The sequence below is a fragment of the Roseobacter sp. AzwK-3b genome (assembly GCF_000170875.1).
GTDB classification, from domain to species: domain Bacteria; phylum Pseudomonadota; class Alphaproteobacteria; order Rhodobacterales; family Rhodobacteraceae; genus Roseovarius; species Roseovarius litoreus.
Genome location: NZ_ABCR01000003.1, coordinates 101,103 through 118,763, shown reverse-complemented (window position 1 = coordinate 118,763; position 17,661 = coordinate 101,103). Strand labels below are relative to the sequence as shown.

The 17,661-nt window shown below is 65.2% G+C and carries 18 protein-coding genes; 8 read left to right on the top strand and 10 right to left on the bottom strand.

The features are described 5' to 3' along the window. Nucleotides 1–82 precede the first annotated feature (82 nt). Entirely contained in the window at nucleotides 83–1,318 is a 1,236-nt protein-coding gene (locus RAZWK3B_RS06870; protein ID WP_007813518.1) for a tetratricopeptide repeat protein, read from the bottom strand. Nucleotides 1,319–1,452: 134 nt separating this feature from the next. Beyond that, nucleotides 1,453–2,703: a tyrosine--tRNA ligase gene (gene tyrS / locus RAZWK3B_RS06865; RefSeq protein WP_007813515.1), complete on the bottom strand. Its 1,251-nt coding sequence runs from the start codon at nucleotides 2,701–2,703 to the stop codon at nucleotides 1,453–1,455. 63 nt (nucleotides 2,704–2,766) lie between these two features. Here tyrS and RAZWK3B_RS06860 point away from each other — a divergent pair, with 63 nt between their 5' ends. From RAZWK3B_RS06860 to RAZWK3B_RS06825, 8 genes are all read left to right on the top strand, one after another. Then, the gene (locus RAZWK3B_RS06860; RefSeq protein WP_007813513.1) at nucleotides 2,767–3,888 is read left to right on the top strand and encodes an anhydro-N-acetylmuramic acid kinase; all 1,122 of its coding nucleotides are present in this window, start codon (nucleotides 2,767–2,769) and stop codon (nucleotides 3,886–3,888) included. Next, the gene (locus RAZWK3B_RS06855) at nucleotides 3,888–4,646 is read left to right on the top strand and encodes a maleate cis-trans isomerase family protein (protein ID WP_007813511.1); all 759 of its coding nucleotides are present in this window, start codon (nucleotides 3,888–3,890) and stop codon (nucleotides 4,644–4,646) included. The genes RAZWK3B_RS06860 and RAZWK3B_RS06855 overlap by 1 nt, the downstream gene beginning before the upstream one ends. After that, the gene (locus RAZWK3B_RS06850; RefSeq protein WP_007813510.1) at nucleotides 4,628–5,770 is read left to right on the top strand and encodes a trans-sulfuration enzyme family protein; all 1,143 of its coding nucleotides are present in this window, start codon (nucleotides 4,628–4,630) and stop codon (nucleotides 5,768–5,770) included. Before RAZWK3B_RS06855 ends, RAZWK3B_RS06850 begins: the two co-directional genes overlap by 19 nt. 114 nt (nucleotides 5,771–5,884) lie before the next feature. Beyond that, entirely contained in the window at nucleotides 5,885–6,976 is a 1,092-nt protein-coding gene (locus RAZWK3B_RS06845) for an ABC transporter ATP-binding protein (protein ID WP_007813508.1), read from the top strand. Nucleotides 6,977–7,120: 144 nt separating this feature from the next. Next, nucleotides 7,121–7,345, top strand: coding sequence for a twin-arginine translocase TatA/TatE family subunit (locus RAZWK3B_RS06840; RefSeq protein ID WP_007813507.1), 225 nt, complete (start codon nucleotides 7,121–7,123; stop codon nucleotides 7,343–7,345). Nucleotides 7,346–7,352: 7 nt separating this feature from the next. Then, nucleotides 7,353–7,976, top strand: a complete 624-nt coding sequence (gene tatB, locus RAZWK3B_RS06835; protein ID WP_007813505.1) for a Sec-independent protein translocase protein TatB — start codon at nucleotides 7,353–7,355, stop codon at nucleotides 7,974–7,976. Continuing rightward, nucleotides 7,973–9,037: a twin-arginine translocase subunit TatC gene (tatC, locus tag RAZWK3B_RS06830; protein WP_007813503.1), complete on the top strand. Its 1,065-nt coding sequence runs from the start codon at nucleotides 7,973–7,975 to the stop codon at nucleotides 9,035–9,037. Before tatB ends, tatC begins: the two co-directional genes overlap by 4 nt. Beyond that, on the top strand, nucleotides 9,034–9,870 hold the full coding sequence (locus RAZWK3B_RS06825) for an ATP-binding protein (RefSeq protein ID WP_007813501.1): 837 nt from the start codon (nucleotides 9,034–9,036) through the stop codon (nucleotides 9,868–9,870). Before tatC ends, RAZWK3B_RS06825 begins: the two co-directional genes overlap by 4 nt. 108 nt (nucleotides 9,871–9,978) lie before the next feature. On the opposite strand, the gene RAZWK3B_RS06820 is transcribed toward RAZWK3B_RS06825, so the two are convergent. From RAZWK3B_RS06820 to radA, 8 genes are all read right to left on the bottom strand, one after another. Next, nucleotides 9,979–11,181: a LysM peptidoglycan-binding domain-containing M23 family metallopeptidase gene (locus RAZWK3B_RS06820; RefSeq protein ID WP_007813500.1), complete on the bottom strand. Its 1,203-nt coding sequence runs from the start codon at nucleotides 11,179–11,181 to the stop codon at nucleotides 9,979–9,981. A 16-nt stretch (nucleotides 11,182–11,197) separates the two neighbouring features. After that, nucleotides 11,198–11,854, bottom strand: coding sequence for a protein-L-isoaspartate(D-aspartate) O-methyltransferase (locus RAZWK3B_RS06815; protein ID WP_007813499.1), 657 nt, complete (start codon nucleotides 11,852–11,854; stop codon nucleotides 11,198–11,200). Beyond that, on the bottom strand, nucleotides 11,851–12,633 hold the full coding sequence (surE, locus tag RAZWK3B_RS06810) for a 5'/3'-nucleotidase SurE (protein ID WP_007813498.1): 783 nt from the start codon (nucleotides 12,631–12,633) through the stop codon (nucleotides 11,851–11,853). The genes RAZWK3B_RS06815 and surE overlap by 4 nt, the downstream gene beginning before the upstream one ends. A gap of 91 nt (nucleotides 12,634–12,724) precedes the next feature. Then, on the bottom strand, nucleotides 12,725–13,369 hold the full coding sequence (locus RAZWK3B_RS06805; protein ID WP_007813497.1) for an SDR family NAD(P)-dependent oxidoreductase: 645 nt from the start codon (nucleotides 13,367–13,369) through the stop codon (nucleotides 12,725–12,727). A 75-nt stretch (nucleotides 13,370–13,444) separates the two neighbouring features. Continuing rightward, a complete protein-coding gene (gene purF / locus RAZWK3B_RS06800) occupies nucleotides 13,445–14,899 on the bottom strand; it encodes an amidophosphoribosyltransferase (RefSeq protein ID WP_007813496.1) in 1,455 nt (484 codons plus the stop codon). A gap of 270 nt (nucleotides 14,900–15,169) precedes the next feature. After that, nucleotides 15,170–15,616, bottom strand: a complete 447-nt coding sequence (locus RAZWK3B_RS06795; protein WP_007813495.1) for a DMT family transporter — start codon at nucleotides 15,614–15,616, stop codon at nucleotides 15,170–15,172. Between the two features lie 35 nt (nucleotides 15,617–15,651). Further along, the gene (locus tag RAZWK3B_RS06790; protein ID WP_007813494.1) at nucleotides 15,652–16,263 is read right to left on the bottom strand and encodes a CvpA family protein; all 612 of its coding nucleotides are present in this window, start codon (nucleotides 16,261–16,263) and stop codon (nucleotides 15,652–15,654) included. Nucleotides 16,264–16,291: 28 nt separating this feature from the next. Further along, the gene (radA, locus tag RAZWK3B_RS06785) at nucleotides 16,292–17,656 is read right to left on the bottom strand and encodes a DNA repair protein RadA (RefSeq protein ID WP_007813493.1); all 1,365 of its coding nucleotides are present in this window, start codon (nucleotides 17,654–17,656) and stop codon (nucleotides 16,292–16,294) included. Nucleotides 17,657–17,661: the final 5 nt, after the last annotated feature.

The following is a 17,661-nucleotide window of genomic DNA, read 5'->3' as shown; positions in this document are numbered from 1 at the left end:
TCATTCCAGACGCGACGGGGCCGTGCATCAGTGGAAGGGGTAGCACGGCGCCGCGACTTGCGCCCATGACCGGATCACCCGATTACGCTTTGTCGAGCCGCAGCGCCCATTCCTTGGAGCGCAACCGGGCCACGTAGCGCGCTGGCACATGGGCCTGCAGCTTGCCGTCCCGGATCACGCCGGGATAGCGGCAGATCGTGCGCGGGTCATCCCCGGTTGCCGCATGGATTTCCCAGACCACGTCAGACCCGTCGGGCAGGGCGCTGGTGAAGGTCAGGAACGGAGAGCCTTCGGCATAGCCGACATGGAAATCGTCGCGATGTGGGCCGTCGGGAAAGGCGACGCCGTCCATAAAGCCGAAGATCGAGTCGTGTTGCAGGAGATCGCGACGGGCGAAGGGCCAGACATATTGGCGCAGGAAAAACTGATCGGCGAAATGGGCGTTTTTCACAGGCTTGGCAAGAAACGCCTCGATCATCTGTGTCATGGATGGCAGGGCGCCTTTGACGACGCCCCAAAGACCGGCCAGCAGCAATTCGGTGTGGCTGCCGATGTCGCGCATGGCGTGGAAGGCGCGCTCGCTTGCGATCCAGTCGCGCACGGCGCCGGCCTCGCGCTGCGAGATCACGCTGTCGGCATCCCGAAATATCACCCGCCGGACATCCGGCGCGTCATAGGCCGCAAAGCGCCACATCGGGCCGGGCCAGTTTTTCATCTCGGGGGGGACGGCGATCACCTCGGCGCCGTTGTCCTGCAGCCGCGTCAGGATCGTATCGGGCACCGTGTCATCAACATAGAAGCGACAGAGCCAGCCGGGATAGATTTCGGGCTGGTCGATGCAGTTCAGCACCGCCGTTTCGCAGTATTTCGACGACCCGCCAAACAGCGAAAATGCGATCACGTCCTTGTCGGCGGTTGCAGGACAGGCAGACAGGGGCAGGGAGCACGGCTCTTGTTTGGCGATCAACTTGTCGCGCAGGATCAAGGCGCGACGCCCCGCCTGCGCCGCCTGTGGCCATTCGCGCAAGGCGCCATGGGCATGGGCCAGAGTGTCGAGGCTGCCGATATGGTTGGGGTCAAGGGACAGGGCGCGCGTCGCATAGGTGATCGCGTCGCGCCAAAGCTCGAGTTTGATGGCGGCAACGCCGGCATCCGCGAAGACAACGGGACGCTTCACACCTTGCGCGATCATGGAACGGGAGAGTGCCAGCGCCTTGTCGAAATGTCCTGCGCGGAAATGTTGCAGGAAAAGGGCGCCCTTTGCCTCGAGCTCTTTGGCGGACACCTTGGTTTTGGTCTTTTTCCTGGGCCGTGCCATGGCTGTACTGATACCCTTTGAGCAACACGCCCATACGATTTACATCCCCGCCCACAAAGCGCAGGGTCTTGGCGGGATAGTGTCCTACCCGTTGGGGGCGATCAAGCCCCGACCAACGACGCCGTGGCCCGGCATTACGCCAGCTTGACCAGCGCGTGACGTTTCTTGCCGGCGCTCAGTTTGATGGGCGAGGCCAGTGCCGCCGCGTCGATCATCAGCCCCGAATCCGTGAGCGGCGCGTCGTCGATCCGCGCGCCTTGTTCGGCGATCAGGCGTTTGGCGTCCTTGCCGGATTTGGCAAGCCCGGTGCGCACGAAAAGCTGCACGATGGACATGCCCTCGGCCAGCTCATCCATGGTGAGTTCCAGCGTCGGCAGATCATCGCCCACGCCGCCTTTTTCGAACACTTCGCGGGCGGTCGCCTCGGCGGTGCGGGCGGCGTCGGCGCCGTGCAGAAGGGTTGTCACCTCGTTGGCGAGGATGATCTTGGCGGCGTTGATCTCGGAGCCCGCGAGCGCGCTCAAGCGATCACATTCCTCGACGGGCAGTTCGGTGTAAAGCTTGAGGAACCGGCCCACATCGGCATCGAGCGTGTTGCGCCAGAATTGCCAGAATTCGTAGGGCGAGAGCATGTCGGCATTGAGCCACACGGCACCGCCCGCCGATTTGCCCATCTTGCGCCCATCCGCGGTGGTCAGGAGCGGCGAGGTGAGGCCATAAACCTCGTGCGCCACGACGCGGCGGGTGAGGTCGATCCCGTTGACGATATTGCCCCACTGGTCCGAGCCGCCCATCTGCAGCGTGCAGCCATAGCGGCGGTTGAGTTCCAGAAAGTCATAGGCCTGCAGGATCATGTAGTTGAATTCGAGGAAGCTGAGCGATTGTTCGCGGTCGAGCCGGGATTTGACCGATTCGAAGCTGAGCATCCGGTTGACCGAGAAATACCGGCCGATATCGCGCAGGAACTCGATATATTTCAGACCGTCCAGCCATTCGGCGTTGTTGAGCATCAAGGCACCGGGGGCGGTGTCGCCGTAATCGAGATAGCGCGCGAAGACCTGCTGCATCCCGCCGATATTCTCGGCGATCTGTGCTTCGTCCAGAAGCGGGCGCTCATCCGAGCGGAACGAGGGGTCGCCCACCTTGGTGGTGCCGCCACCCATCAGGGTGATCGGGCGATGGCCGGTTTTCTGCAGCCAGCGCAGCATCATGATGTTCAGCAAATGGCCGACATGCAGCGATTTGGCCGTGGCGTCATAGCCGATATAGGCCGTCACCGTGCCCGATGTCAGGCTGTCATCCAACGCCTGCAGATCGGTGCAGTCCGCGAGAAAGCCGCGCTCGATCATCACGCGCAGGAAATCGGACTTGGGGTGGTAGGTCATATCGCTTGTCCCGGTCTTGATTGCGCGGCATGTATAGGCACGCAGAACGCGAAGGGAAAGGCCATGTTGCAGGCCAAATTGCCAGCCGGGCGCATCCGGGCGTTGGGGGCGATGTCGGGCACGTCACTGGACGGGGTGGATGCCGCCGTGGTCGAGACCGATGGCACGCGGCTTTATGGCTTCGGGCCAAGCCGCTACAGGCCCTACACGCAAGCCGAACGCGCGGTGCTGACACGCGCGCTCGGGCGGTGGCCGGGTGAGGATCTGAAGGAGGCGCTTGAGGTGGTGCAGACCGCCCATCTGGAGGCGCTGAGCGGGTTCGAGGATATCGATCTGGTGGGGTTTCACGGCCAGACGCTGGCGCATGAGCCGCAGGGGCGCGGGACGCATCAGCTGGGCGATGGCGATGCGCTGGCGCAGGGCTTGGGCCTGCCGGTGGTGTGGGATTTCCGAAGCGCCGATATCCGGCTGGGGGGAGAGGGGGCGCCGCTGGCGCCGTTCTACCATTTCGCCTGTGCGCAGTGGATGGGGGCTGAGGCGCCGCTGGCGTTCCTGAACCTTGGTGGGGTGGGGAACCTCACCTGGGTCGATCCGCGCAAGGCGCGGCCCGACGAGGAGGGCGCGCTGTTGGCGTTCGACACGGGACCGGCCAATGCGCCGATCAACGATGTGATGCAGGCGCGGCGCGGGGAGGCCTTTGACCGGGACGGCGCGCTGGCGCGGCAGGGGCGGGTGGCGCAGGGGGCGCTGGAATCGTTCCTGGAGGACGTTTTTTTCTTCAGGATGCCGCCCAAGTCGTTGGACCGGGATGCATTTGCCGACATGATCGGGCAGGTCGCCGAGTTGGAGGATGCCGATGCGGTGGCGACGCTCACGGCGATGAGTGCCACGGCGGTGCTGCGCGGGATGGAGCATTGCCCCGAGCCGCCCGAGCGGGTGCTGGTGACGGGCGGCGGGCGGCATAATCCGGTGATGATGGAGATGCTGCGCGCAGGCCTTGATTGCTCGGTGGAGCCGGTCGAGGCGGCGGGGCTTGACGGTGACATGCTGGAGGCGCAGGCTTTTGCGCATCTGGCGGTGCGGGTGGCCCGCGGGCTGCCCACCTCGTGCCCCGGCACGACCGGGGTCAGGGCGAGTGTGGCAGGTGGCACGTTGAGCCGACCCCAACGGCAGGAGGCGGGATGATGGAGTATGCACTGGATGCGGGCGCGGGCGCGGGGTTGCGGCTTGGGCTGATCGTGCTGAGCACCGATGAGACGCTGGAATACGAGGCGCGCGCGCTGCTGGGGGGGCGAGCGGCGAACCTGCTGCACACGCGTATCCCGGCACAGCCCGATGTGACGCCCGAGCAGTTGCGCAAGATGGAGGTGGCCTTGCCTGCGGCGGCAGGGCTCTTGCCGCAGGGCTTGCAGGCGGTGGGTTACGGCTGCACGTCCGCGTCGACGGTGATCGGGCCGCAGGCGGTCGAGGCGGCGATCCGAGGGGTGCATCCGGGCGTTGCGGTCAGCAACCCGATCAGCGCGGTTCTGGCGGCGCTGGAGGCTGTGGGCGCGCGGCGGATCGCGCTGGTCACGCCCTATGTCCAGAGTGTGACCGCCGAAATGCGCGCCTATCTGGGCCGTCAGGGCATCGAGGTGGTCAGCGAGGTCAGCTTTGGCCAGAAGGACGACTGGACCGTGGCGCGGATAACCGAGGCCAGCACCCGCGCCGCCATGCTTGAGGCCGGGCGCGCACCGGGGGTGGAGGCGGTGTTTGCCAGTTGCACCAACCTGCGCACCTTCGGGGTGATCGACGCGGTCGAGGCCGAACTGGGCGTGCCGGTTATCAGCTCGAATCAGGCGCTCTTGTGGCACATGCTGCGGATTGCGGGGGCCGAGGCGCGGGGCTGGGGACCGGGGCGGCTTTTTCAACACCATGAGGCGTTATGCGAAACGACGATCTGAAGCCCGCCACCATCGCAGCACAGGCGGCGGGCGCCAAGAATGCTGCCGATGGCGGTATCGTGCCCGGCATCAGCATGGCCACCACCTATGGGCGCGGGCCGGACAATGCGCTTCTGGTGCCCGGCAATGTCTATGCGCGCGATCACAGCGCCACGATCCGGCAGGCCGAAGAGGTTCTGCGTCAATTGGAAGGGGCGGCGGCGAGCCTTCTCTTTCCGTCGGGCATGGCGGCGATCGCTGCGCTGTTCCGCACGGTGCCGGACGGCGGGCGCGTCGTGGTGCAGTCGGGCATCTATTGGGGCGCGACGGTCTGGGTAAGGGCGTTCTGCGCGCGGCGCGGCATCACGCTGGACGAGATGGACGCGGCGGATGACGCGGCGCTGGAGGCGGCCTGTGCCACGCGCGCCGATCTGGTCTGGATCGAGGTGCCGTCGAATCCGTGGCTGAAGGTGGTGGATATCGCGCGGGCCGCCGATCTGGCGCATGGCGCGGGTGCGCTGCTGGCGGTGGATGGCACGGCGTCGACACCGGTTCTGACCCGGGCGCTGGATCTGGGGGCCGATATATCGATGCAGTCGGGCACCAAGGCGATCAACGGGCATACCGATGTGGTGGCGGGGGTGCTGTCGTGCCGCGATCCCAAACTGCCTGTCTGGGCTATGATCGAGGCCGACCGCCATGATGCAGGGGCGATTCTCGGCCCGTTCGAGGCGTGGCTTCTGATGCGGGGGATGCGCACGCTGCCTTTGCGGATGGAGCGGATGTGCGCCAACGCGCTTGCCATCGCCCGGCATCTGGACGCGCATGACAGGATCGAGGCGGTGCTTTATCCCGGCCTGCCCGGGCATCCCGGCCATGAGATCGCGGCGCGCCAGATGTGCGGTGGGTCAGGGTATCTGATGTCGGTGCTCATCAAGGGAGGGCGCGAAGCAGCACTTGACGTCAATGGGCGGCTTGAGCTCTTCCAGCGCGCCACATCGCTTGGCGGGGTCGAAAGCCTTGTCGAGCATCGCGCCACCATCGAGCCGCATACCGGCATTCCCGAAAACCTGCTCAGGCTGTCCATCGGCATCGAGGATGCGGGCGATCTGATCGCCGATCTGGACCGGGCGCTGGCGGGCTGAGGCCTGTCGTGATGCGCCTTCAAGGGTGCGTGCCGTCTTGCGCCTCCGCGAAAGGGTTGCTATCTGCCCCATGGATAAATCCGATCAAATTGATCGGAAAGACATGAGGCCAAGGTGCAGTCAGCAACTCCGCGTCTGGAAATCAAGAATCTCGTGCGCTTCTATGATGGGCGGCGGGTGGTCGACGATGTCTCGCTCAAGGTGTTGCCGGGGCAGGTGACGTGCCTCTTGGGGCCGTCGGGCTGTGGCAAGTCCACCACCTTGCGGATGATCGCCGGGGTCGAGATGCAGGACGAGGGCGAGATCTGGGTGGATGGCGCGCTGGTCTGCGACCGCAGGTTTCGCGTGCCGCCCGAGCGGCGCCATATCGGGCTGATGTTTCAGGATTTCGCGCTGTTTCCGCATCTGACGGTGGGGGCCAACGTGGCGTTCGGCCTGTCGGGCGACAAGGCCGAGATGGGCGCCCGCGTCGATCAGCTTCTGACTCGGGTGGGGCTGGGGCGCTATGGCGAGAAATACCCCCATGAGCTGTCGGGCGGTGAACAACAGCGCGTGGCGCTCGCGCGTGCGCTGGCGCCGCGCCCGTCGATCATGCTGATGGACGAGCCGTTTTCCGGGCTGGACAACCGGCTGCGCGACGGGATTCGCGACGAGACGCTGGATATCCTGCGCGAACAGGAAACCGCCGTGCTGCTGGTCACCCACGAGCCCGAAGAGGCGATGCGCATGGCCGACGAGATCGCGCTGATGCGCAATGGCCGGATCGTGCAGCAAGGTGCGCCCTACAATATCTACAATGCGCCGGTGGATCGCGACGCGGTGGCCTTCTTCAGCGATATCAACATCATACGCGGCCGGGTTCAGGGGTCGCTGGTGCAGACTGCCTTTGGCCAGTTTCTGGCGCCGGGGGTGCATGAGGGCAACGAGGTCGAGATCGTGATCCGCCCCCAGCACATCAAGATCGACTTCGACCGCGCCGGGCGCGGCCCCGATCCCACGATCGAAATGGGCACCGCCGCGCGCGGCATCGTGCAGCGCGCCCGCTTCATGGGCAGTGAAAGCCTTGTGGAATTTCGTATGGATCACGACGGCTCGATCCTTCGCGCCACAGTGCCCAATGTGTTCCTGCCCGGTCCCGGCAAGCCCTTGTGGCTGATGATCCGGCGCGATCGCTGCTTTGTCTTTCCGGTGGGCAAGCGCGCCTGATCGCGCCGCCAGAGTGGTTTTTTGCCGATTTGTTGGCCGCCGGGCTTTTTTCGTCCTTCCAAGTGCCGCCGTGAAGGCTTAGATACGGTTGACGAAATTCCCGGGGACGCGCAGAAACGAACCCCGACATTGGGAGATTGAGACATGCTGAACAATATCGGCCTTCCGGGCCTTCTTCTGATCGCCGTCGTCGTGCTGGTGCTTTTCGGGCGCGGCAAGATCTCGTCGCTGATGGGCGAAGTGGGCAAAGGCATCACCTCGTTCAAGAAGGGCGTGGCTGAGGGCACCAAGGAGCTCGAGGATGGCAAGGACGACGCCTCGGAAACCGCCAAGGACGTCACGCCCAACGACGAAAAAGACAAGGTCTGACACCTAGATGTTCGACCTGGGCTGGACCGAGCTGCTGGTGATCGGCGTTGTCGCGCTGATCGTCGTCGGCCCCAAGGACCTTCCGGGCATGTTCCGGACGGTGGGAAATTTCGTGGGCAAGGCCAAGGGGATGGCCCGCGATTTCAGCAAGGCCATGAACGACGCCGCCGATGAGGCCGGGGTGCGGGATGTGTCGAACACCTTCAAGAAAGCGTCCAACCCCATTGGCAGCGCCATGGACGAGGTCAAGAAAACGGCCAAGGAAGCGACCGACAGCTTCACGCAGGACACGATGGCCGGTCCCAAGAAAAGCCGCCTGAGCGAAGAGCGTCAGGCCCAGGCCGACAAGATCCGCCAGAAATCCGCCGAAGTCGCCGAGGCGCGTCTCGCCAAGGAAGCGCAGGCCCGGGCCGATGCCGAGGCCGCCAGCGATGCGCCCAAAGCACCGGCGCAGCCCGCCGCCCCCAAGACAGCGGCGAAACCGGCGGCCAAACCCGCGACGACGACTGCTAAAGCGGCAACCAAGACAGCCAAACCGGCAGCCAAGGCCACAAAGACTGCAAAGACCACCAAGAGCACCAAGGCCGCCAAGGATCAGCCCGCCGGCTCATCCTCCGAGGACAAGGCATGAGCCCCAGCGACGACATCGAAGACAGCTCCGCCCCGCTGATCGAACACTTGGCCGAGTTGCGCAACCGCCTGATCAAATCGGTGGTGGCTTTCCTCATCGGCATGATCATCTGCTTCACGGTGGCCACGCCGATCTTCAACTTCCTGACCGATCCGCTGTGCTCGGTACTGGCCAGCCGCGGACAGGATTGCGACCTGATCTTCATCAGCCCGCAGGAAGGCTTCTTCGTTGCGATCAAGGTGTCGCTTCTGGGCGGCTTCATCCTGGCCTTTCCGTTCATCGCCAACCAGATGTGGCGTTTCGTGGCGCCGGGGCTCTACAAATCCGAAAAAGGCGCGTTCCTGCCGTTTCTGGTGGCCTCGCCCTTCATGTTCTTTCTGGGCGCGTCCTTTGCCTTCTATGTCGTGACGCCGCTGGCCTATGACTTCTTCCTCGGCTTCCAGCAATTCGGCTCGGGCGGCGAGGCGCTGCCAGGCGATCCGCAGACCGCGGCACCGCTCAGCGTGGTGTTCCAGGGCTCGGCGCAGGAATATCTGAACCTCACGATCAAGTTCATCGTGGCCTTCGGGCTGTGCTTCCAGTTGCCGGTGCTCCTGACGCTGATGGGCAAGGCCGGGCTGGTCAGCGCCGAAGGCCTGGGCAATGTGCGCAAATACGCGGTGGTGGGCATCCTCTTGCTGGCAGCACTGGTGACACCGCCTGACGTGATCACCCAGATCATCCTCTTCGTGGTGGTCTACGGGCTTTACGAGATCTCGATCTTCCTCGTGCGCCGTGTCGAGGCCAAGCGCGAGGCAAAGCTGCGCGCCGAAGGTCTGTGGTTCGACGAGGACGAGGACGAGGACGGGCAGGATGAGGCGTCCGACAGCAAGGACAGCACCCCCGATGCCGCCCGCGATCCTTACGGCGAAGAGGCGTTCGACGACGATCCGCTGCTCGAGGCGTTCGACCGTGACGCGGACGGCAATACCGACCGCAAGGACACGGACGGCAAGGACACAGGCCGCAAGGACACCGACCGCAAGGACACGGACGGAAAAGACGAGGACAAACCCAAGTGAGCGATCCGCTGGACCGTATCGCGGCGGCGCTGGAGCGTATGGCGCCCGCGCCGCTGAGCGCCCCCGATTTCGATGCCGCCGACGCCTTCGTGTGGCATGTGGAGCCGGACCGGCTCGAACCGGTGCCGCATGTCGCCCGCGTCGAGATGGACCTGCTGGTGGGCATCGACCGCTCGCGCGACACGCTGCTGGACAACACCCGCCACTTCGCGCGCGGCCTGCCGGCCAATAATGCGCTTTTGTGGGGCGCGCGCGGCATGGGCAAATCGAGCCTCGTCAAGGCCGTGCATGCCGCTCTGCGGGCCGAGGGCCATCCTCTGAAAATCGTCGAATTGCAGCGCGAAGACCTGCCCACGGTCAGCCGCCTGCTCAACCATCTGCGCGCAAGCCGCGCGCGCTTCATCCTGTTTTGCGATGACCTGTCGTTCAGCCATGACGACCAGCATTACAAATCGCTCAAGGCGGTTCTGGATGGCGGCATCGAAGGCCGGCCCGACAATGTGGTGTTCTACGCCACCTCGAACCGCCGCCACCTGATGCCGCGCGACATGATCGAGAACGAACGCTCCTTGGCGATCAACCCCTCCGAAGCGGCCGAGGAAAAGATCTCGCTCTCCGATCGCTTCGGCCTGTGGCTGGGCTTCCACCCCTGCGGTCAGGACGAGTACCTGGCGATGATCCGGGGCTATTGCGACGCCTACGGGATTGAGATCGACGATGCCACCCTGCGCGCCGAGGCGATCGAATGGCAGGCCACGCGCGGGGCGCGCTCGGGGCGCGTCGCCTGGCAATATTTCACCGATCTCGCGGGCCGGCGCGGCGTCGCTCTCTGAACGCGTCTGGGGTTTCTTCTGGCCTCAAATATCCCCGGGGTTTGGGGGCAGGGCCCCCAATGCGCCGCCCGGCATCCGCGCTCAGCCCTGATTATCAGCCCCTGAAGATCAGCTCAGGAAATCCGTGGGATCCACGCTGTCGAACCCGTCGCGCACCTCGAAATGCAGTGCTGCGGTGCCGTCTCTGCGGATCTCGGCCAGTTTCTGGCCACGGCTGACCTGGTCGCCCTTTTTCACCACGACACCGCTGATATTGGAATAGACCGTCAGCAGGTTGTCGGGATGCTTGACCACGATGATCGGTATGCCGTTGGTGTCTTCGGTGATCGCCGCCACGACGCCGCTTGCAGCGGCGCCCACGGGGGTGCCGGGGCTGGCGGCGATGCTGATGCCGTCATATTCATCCTTGACGTAATCGCGGATGATGTCGCCGCGCACCGGAAAGCTCATTCGGGCGGAACTGGCGCTGGCGGTCTGGCTGGCGCCGAGATCGGGGGCCTTGTTCTCGACGGGTTGGGCCACGGGCACGGTGGTTTCGCGCGGCAGCGGGCGCGAGGCCGAGGGCGGCTCGGGCGTGGGCGAGCCTGCGCCGGGAGGCGGGGGGGCTGCGTCCGCCTCGGTCGCGCGGCTTTCGCGCAGCGTCACCGGGATCAGCAGATATTGCCCTTCGCGCACCGAGAAATCGGGGCCAAGCCCGTTCCAGTCCGCAAGGCTGCGCACCGACACGTCATAAAGCCGCGCGATGGTATAGGCGGTCTCGCCGCGTTCGACCTTGTGGCGCACCGGCTCGACCCCGCCGGGTCCAGACGAGGCGGCAGGCGCGAGCGCGGTGGTCTGCACCGATGCGGGGTCTGAGGCGGAATTGATCGCGTCGCCTGCAAGCGTTGCGATATCCACCTCTGCGCCGGGGGCTTCGGCCACGCGGCTAGGCAGGGCGATGATCTCGCCATCGCGCAGCGTGTCGCCGGTCTGGATGCCGTTGAACCGCGCCAGCGCCTGCGGATCGGCGCCGATGCGTGTGGCGAGGCTGGCCAGCGTGTCGCCGCGCCGTGCCACCGCCACCTGATAGCCGGGATAGGAAATGATCCCGCGCGCATCCGGTTGCGGGCGCGCTGCGGTCGCGTTGACGGCGGCCTGCGCCGTGCTGGGCGCATTGCCGAAATTGCCGCGAAGGTCGAAATCCAGCGGTTGATCGCTGCAGGCGGCCAGAGCCAGAAACGCGGTGCCCGCCAGAAATGGCGCAGAGCGGAGGGATTTGGTCATCTCGATCAGGTCCTCGGTATGCGCCCCTGTTGTCCGGGGCTGCGTCATGAAACTCGTGTCGTCGTCAATTGTCGCGCCCCAGCCCTTCGACCAACGGCACGAAACGCACCGGGCGCAGTTCGTCATAGTCGAAGCCGTTCTCGTGCCGGGTGACGCGGATCAGGCTTTGCACCGTGTCGGACTGTCCGACCGGCAGAACCATGATACCGCCGATTTTCAATTGCGCCAAGAGCGGGCCGGGCGGATCCTCGGCGGCGGCGGTGACCAGAATGCGGTCGAACGGCGCCTGATCGGGCAGACCGAAGCTGCCATCGCCCGTGACGGCGGTGATATTGGTGAGGTCGAGCTCGCGGAAGATCTCGGAGGCCTCGGCCACCAGCCGCTTGTGGCGGTCCACGGTATAGACCCGCCGCGCCAATTGGCTGAGGATCGCCGCCTGATAGCCCGAGCCGGTGCCCACCTCGAGCACCTTGTCGCGCGCGCTGATCTTGAGGGCCTGGGTCATCAGCCCGACCACCGAAGGCTGGCTGATCGTCTGCCCGCAGGCGATGGGCAGCGGCATGTCCTCATAGGCGCGATGGGCGAAATAGCCGCGGATGAACGGGCCGCGGTCGATCTTTTCCATCGCGTTGAGCACACGCATATCCGTCACGCCCTTGGAGCGCAGCGCGAAGAGGAACTGCATCTTGCGTTCGGCGATATCGGTGGCGTCCTCGGTCATTCGATGGCTTTGAGCGCCTCCAATGCGTCATGGGCGGTGAGGTCCGCGCGCATCGGCGTGACCGAGATATACCCTTTGAGGTTCAGATCGGCATCGGTGCCGGGGCTGGTGGGCTGCTGCTGGGGTGCGCCGGTGACCCACAAGAAGCGCCGCCCCGAGGGCGAATGCACCGGCTGCACGCCAAAGCCCATGTCCCGCCGGAAGCCTTGCGGACAGGCGCGCAGGCCCTTCACATCGGCGGCGGCGACGGGCGGGAAATTGATGTTGTAGAAGATGCCGTAATCATCTTCGGTCCAGACGCCGCGCTCGAGCAGGGCGCGCATCGTCGAAAGCCCGTGCACCCGTGAGGCTTCGAACGGGTCCGGGGCGTCCTTGATGGCGGGGCCGTAATACTGGCTCAGCGCCACGGCGCGCACGCCTTGGAGGGCCGCTTCCATGGCACCACCGATCGTGCCGGAATAGAGCGCGTTCTCGGCCGAGTTGTTGCCGCGATTGACGCCCGAGAGCACCAGATCGGGGCGCTTGTCGGCCATCACGTCATGCAGGGCCGCCAGCACGCAGTCGGCGGGGCTGCCTTCGGCGGCGAAGCGGCGCTCGTCCATCTGCGAGATCATCATCGGACGGGTATAGGAAATCGCATGGCCCACACCCGATTGCTCGAAGGCGGGGGCAACGGTCCAGACCTCGCCATCGGGTCCGGCAAGTTCGGTCGCGATCTCGTCGAGCACCTTCAGCCCGGGTGCGTTGATACCGTCGTCATTGGTGATGAGAATGCGCAAAACATCTGCCCCTTGTTGCCCTGTCGGACCCTGTGTATCCGGGGGCCTTGCCTGCGGCAAGCGTTTGCGAAAGTCGCGTGGGGCAGGTGTGTCAGCCGCGCAGCGCAGCCAGCAGGCGATGCGCCTCATCGGTGGCCGAGGCCAGCGGCGCGCGATCCTCGCCGGGGAAGAAGCGGGCGCGCACGGCGGTGGACATCGGCGCGGGCTGGAGCACATGCACAAGCGGTCCGGTGCGCACCGTTTCGGCGGCCCAACTGCGCGCAAGCGCGATCTGCGCGGCCTTGGTGGCGCCATAGGGGCCGAAGAATTTTTGCCCGGCGCGGTCATCCTCGAAGAACACGGCCTGCCCGGTGGTGCCCAGAAGCGGCGCGATGAAGGGAATGAGCTGGCCCATGGCGGTCACGTTGACATCCACCGATTTCGCCCAGTCCTTTTCGTCGAGATGCGCGGCTGGCATCATCGGCGAGGCGTAAACCGCCGTATGCACCCAAAGCGCAAGGCTGCCCCAACGGTCATGGATCGAGCGGCAGAGCTGGCGCATGGCATCGGTCTTGGTGATATCCATCGGCGCGAGGGTGGCCGAGCCGCCCTTGGCCTGAATGCGGTCGTCCAGCTCTTCGAGCGCACCGGTGGTGCGCCCGACGGCGACGATGTGATAGCTGTCGGCCAGCGCCTCGGCCATGGCGAAGCCAAGGCCGCGCGACGCGCCGGTGATAAGGGCGATCTGCTCTGTCATGGCACGGGGTTTGTCACAAATCGGCCCGAGGTCAAGCGCAAACCGGGGACCGGGGTGGCAAAGCGCGCCATCGGCTTATTCCGCGGCTTTAAACTCGAACCCGTTCTTGATCTGGTCCGACGGGGCCACGGGGTAATCCCCCGAGAAACAGGCATCGCAATATTGCGGGCAGGCCTTGTTGCGCCCCGAAGCCTCGCCCACGGCGCGGTACAGCCCGTCGAGCGAGATGAACTTGAGGCTGTCCACGGCCAGATGCTCGCGCATTTCCTCTTCGGACATGGTGGCGGCCAAGAGCTTTTCGCGCTGTGGAGTGTCCACGCCGTAAAAACAGGGCCACGCGGTCGGCGGCGAGGCGATGCGGAAATGCACCTCGGCGGCGCCGGCATCGAGGATCATCTCCTTGATCTTGCGGCTGGTGGTGCCGCGCACCACGCTGTCATCCACAAGGATCACGCGCTTGCCTTGGATCAGGGCGCGGTTCACGTTCAGCTTGAGCCGCACACCCATGTTGCGGATCTGCTCGGTGGGTTCGATGAAGGTCCGGCCCATATACTGGTTGCGGATGATCCCCATCGCATAGGGAATGCCCGATTGCTGGCTGAAGCCGATGGCGGCGGGCGTGCCGCTGTCGGGAACGGGACAGACCAGATCGGCGTCCACCGGGCTTTCCTTGGCCAGTTCCACACCGATCTGGCGGCGCGTCTCATAGACCGAGCGCCCGCCGATGATCGAATCGGGACGCGAGAAATACACATGCTCGAAAATGCAGAAGCGCGATTTCTGCGGACGGAACGGGAAGCGGCTGTCGACGCCGCTATCCGAGATCACGACCATTTCACCGGGCTCGATTTCGCGGACGAACTTGGCGCCTATGATGTCGAGCGCGCAGGTTTCCGACGACAGCACCCAGCCATCGCCCAGCTGACCCAGCACAAGCGGGCGCACCCCCAGAGGATCGCGCACCCCGATCAGCTTGGTGCGTGTCATCGCCACGACCGAGAACGCGCCTTCGACCCGGCGCAGCGCGTCTTCCATGCGTTCGGGGATGGTGCGCTGCAGCGAGCGGGCCATCAGGTGGATGATGCATTCGCTGTCCGAGCTGGACTGGAAGATCGAGCCGCGCTCGATCAATTCGCGGCGCAGGGCTTCGGCATTGGTGATGTTGCCGTTATGCGCGATCGCCGCACCACCCATGGCAAACTCGCCGAAGAAGGGTTGCACGTCGCGGATCTGCGTCTGCCCCTTGGAGCCGGCGGTGGAATAGCGCACATGCCCGATGGCCAGCGGGCCGGGCAGGGTTTCCATCAGCGATTGTTTGGTGAAATTGTCGCGCACATAGCCGAACCGCCGGGCCGAATTGAACCCGTGGTCGGGATGGTAACAGACGATCCCGCCTGCTTCCTGTCCGCGATGTTGCAAGGCATGCAGCCCGAGGGCCACGAAGTTCGATGCGTCGGTCAACCCGATCACACCGTAAATTCCGCACTCTTCCTTCAGCTTGTCATCGTCGAAAGGATGGGCGGGTGGCATGTGCTTGGACAAGGTGCAGCTCCGAATCCCGGTCACGCGGTCGCCCCCTAGATAAGGGCTGTGATCGCACTTGTCACGAAACTATCACATCATCTTTCGATTGGATCGACGATCATCCGGCCTGTGCTTTGGTTAAAGCGTTCCGCCTTTAACCTGAGGCATCAGCCAAAGGCGCAATGCGCGCAACGATTGAACGGAGCACTGCATGTCGCGAACATCTGCGGGTCAGGTTTTTCGCGACACGCTTTTACGAAGCGTTAAGCGCGGGGATCAGAAGCGCGACAGGATCACACCCGCGCCCACCAGACCCGCCGCCAGCACACGGGTGAGGGAAATATCGCGCGCCACCAGCCCGAAAAGCCCCAAGTGGTCGATCACCAGAGCCGCCACGATCTGACCGAGGATCAGAACCGCCGTCAGGGTCAGCACCCCCAGCACCGGCACCGACCAGAGCGTGGCCCAAACCAGAAACGCCCCGAGGATACCGCCCGTCAGCAAGACGAGCGGGGCTTGCAGCGCGTGGGCGAGCCGCGCGCCGTCGCCATAGATCACCGTGATCGCCAGCAACAGGACAAAGCCCACGCCGAAGGAAATCGTGGCCGCGCCAAGCGTGCTGCCGATCTGGCGGCCAAGGGCGGCATTGATCGGCGATTGCAGCGCGATCGCCGCCCCGGCGACCGCGACGAGGATCATGGCAAGGGCAGGGGTCTGGGGCATGATCTGTCCTGTGGCTCTTGCCGCGCCGGGCCGCGTCACTCGGTCGGGGCGGGGGCGGTTGTCGAGGTGTCCGTGGCGGGGGCCGGGTTTGCGGGCGCGTCGCAGGCGCCCACAAGCTCTTCGTATTGCAGGGTGATCCAGCCAAGCGCGCGTTCGGGATTGCCGTCCTCGATCTTGCCGGTCATCTGGCTGAACACCCGCGCTGAGCGACTGTCATCTACGATCGCGATGCTTTGGCTTGTGATGACGGTTTCATAGACGAAATAGGCGATGGCCACCAGCAACACGCCGCGCGCCACCCCGAAGAGAAAGCCAAGCCCCTGATCCAGCCCGCCAAGCGCCGAGCGTTGCACGAGCGACGAAAACACCGGTGTGATGAGCGAGGCCGCGATGAGAGCCACGGCAAACACCACCGCGAACGCGCCGATCATCGACAATTCGCAGCTGTCGGCGATGAAATCGCCCACCACGGGGACTTCCTTGACCAGCGGTTCGACTTGCGGGGCGAACATGAAGGCCAGAATGCCCGCGACGATCCAGCCCGCGATGGCCAGCGACTCGCGGACAAGGCCGCGCGAATAGGCCAGCAAAGCCGACAAGACGATGACCAGCGCCACGACGCCGTCGATGATGGTAAAACCGTCCATGTATCTTCCGTCCTGTCTTTTGCGGCACTTACCCTGCGCCGAATACCTCACCCACAAAGGCGGTCAGATCACCCATGCGGGTAAGCGCAAGTCCGCCACTGCCGCCGGGTTTTCCCCCGGATGGCAGGATTGCAGACGTGAAACCAAGTTTTCGCGCTTCTTTCAACCTGTTTTCCATCTGACCCACCGGGCGCAGCGCGCCCGACAGGCTGATTTCACCGAAAATCACCGTTTCCGCGGGCAGGCTGGTATCCTCGCGCGCGCTCAGCAGGGCGGCGGCGACGGCCAGATCTGCGGCGGGTTCGGAAATCTTGATGCCACCCGCGACGTTGAGATAGACATCGAGGCCCGCAAAGGGGATGCCGCAGCGCGCCTCGAGCACCGCGAGGATCATCGCCAGCCGCCCACCATCCCAGCCCACGACCGCGCGGCGGGGTTGCGAATGCGGGGTGGGGGCCACCAGCGCCTGCATCTCGACCAGCACGGGGCGGGTGCCCTCGATCCCGGCAAAGACCACCGAGCCGGGGGCCGGATCGCCGCGCCCCGACAGGAACAGCTCGGAGGGGTTGGCCACCTCGGCCAGCCCGCCGCCCGTCATCTCGAAGACGCCGATCTCGTCGGCGGGGCCGAAGCGGTTCTTGACGCTGCGCAGGATGCGGAACTGGTGGCCGCGCTCACCTTCGAAATAGAGCACCGTATCGACCATATGCTCGACCACGCGGGGGCCTGCGATCTGGCCTTCCTTGGTGACATGGCCCACCAGCACCACCGACGCGCCCTTGCGCTTGGCGAAGCTGGTCAGCTCATGGGCCGCCGCGCGCACCTGAGACACGCTGCCCGGGGCGCTGTCGACGTGATCGGCCCAGACGGTCTGGATCGAGTCGATGATCACGAGGTCCGGCGCCTCGGCCTCGAGCGTGGTCAGGATGTCGCGCAACGAGGTGGCCGCGGCCAGCTTGACCGGCGCCTGCGCCAGACCCAGCCGCTGCGCCCGCATCCGCACCTGGGCGCTGGCCTCTTCGCCCGAGACATAGATCGTCTTGAGCCCTGCCTGCGCAAAGCGCGCGGCGGCCTGCAAGAGCAGCGTGGATTTGCCGATGCCGGGATCGCCGCCCACAAGGATCGCACTGGCCGGCACCAGCCCGCCCCCCAGAACGCGGTCCAGCTCTCCCAGCCCCGAGACGGTGCGGGGCGGCGGCGCCTCTTCCGACGAAAGATCGCTCAGGGTGATCGGCGTGCCGCGCTTGGCGCCAAGCGACTTCGAGGCAGGGCCGGTGGACAGCGGCGCCTCTTCCACGATGCAGTTCCATTCGCCGCAGGCATCGCATCGCCCCGACCACTTGGAAAAGGACGCGCCGCAAGCCGTGCAGGAAAAGGAGGTGGTTTTCGCCATGGATC

Excerpts from the sequence above, each read along its gene's own strand:
- RAZWK3B_RS06870 (WP_007813518.1), bottom strand. The coding sequence starts at position 1,318 with ATGGCACGGCCCAGGAAAAAGACCAAAACCAAGGTGTCCGCCAAAGAG.
- tyrS (WP_007813515.1), bottom strand. The coding sequence starts at position 2,703 with ATGACCTACCACCCCAAGTCCGATTTCCTGCGCGTGATGATCGAGCGC.
- RAZWK3B_RS06860 (WP_007813513.1), top strand. The coding sequence starts at position 2,767 with ATGTTGCAGGCCAAATTGCCAGCCGGGCGCATCCGGGCGTTGGGGGCG.
- RAZWK3B_RS06855 (WP_007813511.1), top strand. The coding sequence starts at position 3,888 with ATGGAGTATGCACTGGATGCGGGCGCGGGCGCGGGGTTGCGGCTTGGG.
- RAZWK3B_RS06850 (WP_007813510.1), top strand. The coding sequence starts at position 4,628 with ATGCGAAACGACGATCTGAAGCCCGCCACCATCGCAGCACAGGCGGCG.
- RAZWK3B_RS06840 (WP_007813507.1), top strand. The coding sequence starts at position 7,121 with ATGCTGAACAATATCGGCCTTCCGGGCCTTCTTCTGATCGCCGTCGTC.
- tatB (WP_007813505.1), top strand. The coding sequence starts at position 7,353 with ATGTTCGACCTGGGCTGGACCGAGCTGCTGGTGATCGGCGTTGTCGCG.
- tatC (WP_007813503.1), top strand. The coding sequence starts at position 7,973 with ATGAGCCCCAGCGACGACATCGAAGACAGCTCCGCCCCGCTGATCGAA.
- RAZWK3B_RS06820 (WP_007813500.1), bottom strand. The coding sequence starts at position 11,181 with ATGACGCAGCCCCGGACAACAGGGGCGCATACCGAGGACCTGATCGAG.
- RAZWK3B_RS06815 (WP_007813499.1), bottom strand. The coding sequence starts at position 11,854 with ATGACCGAGGACGCCACCGATATCGCCGAACGCAAGATGCAGTTCCTC.
- RAZWK3B_RS06805 (WP_007813497.1), bottom strand. The coding sequence starts at position 13,369 with ATGACAGAGCAGATCGCCCTTATCACCGGCGCGTCGCGCGGCCTTGGC.
- purF (WP_007813496.1), bottom strand. The coding sequence starts at position 14,899 with ATGCCACCCGCCCATCCTTTCGACGATGACAAGCTGAAGGAAGAGTGC.
- RAZWK3B_RS06795 (WP_007813495.1), bottom strand. The coding sequence starts at position 15,616 with ATGCCCCAGACCCCTGCCCTTGCCATGATCCTCGTCGCGGTCGCCGGG.
- RAZWK3B_RS06790 (WP_007813494.1), bottom strand. The coding sequence starts at position 16,263 with ATGGACGGTTTTACCATCATCGACGGCGTCGTGGCGCTGGTCATCGTC.
- radA (WP_007813493.1), bottom strand. The coding sequence starts at position 17,656 with ATGGCGAAAACCACCTCCTTTTCCTGCACGGCTTGCGGCGCGTCCTTT.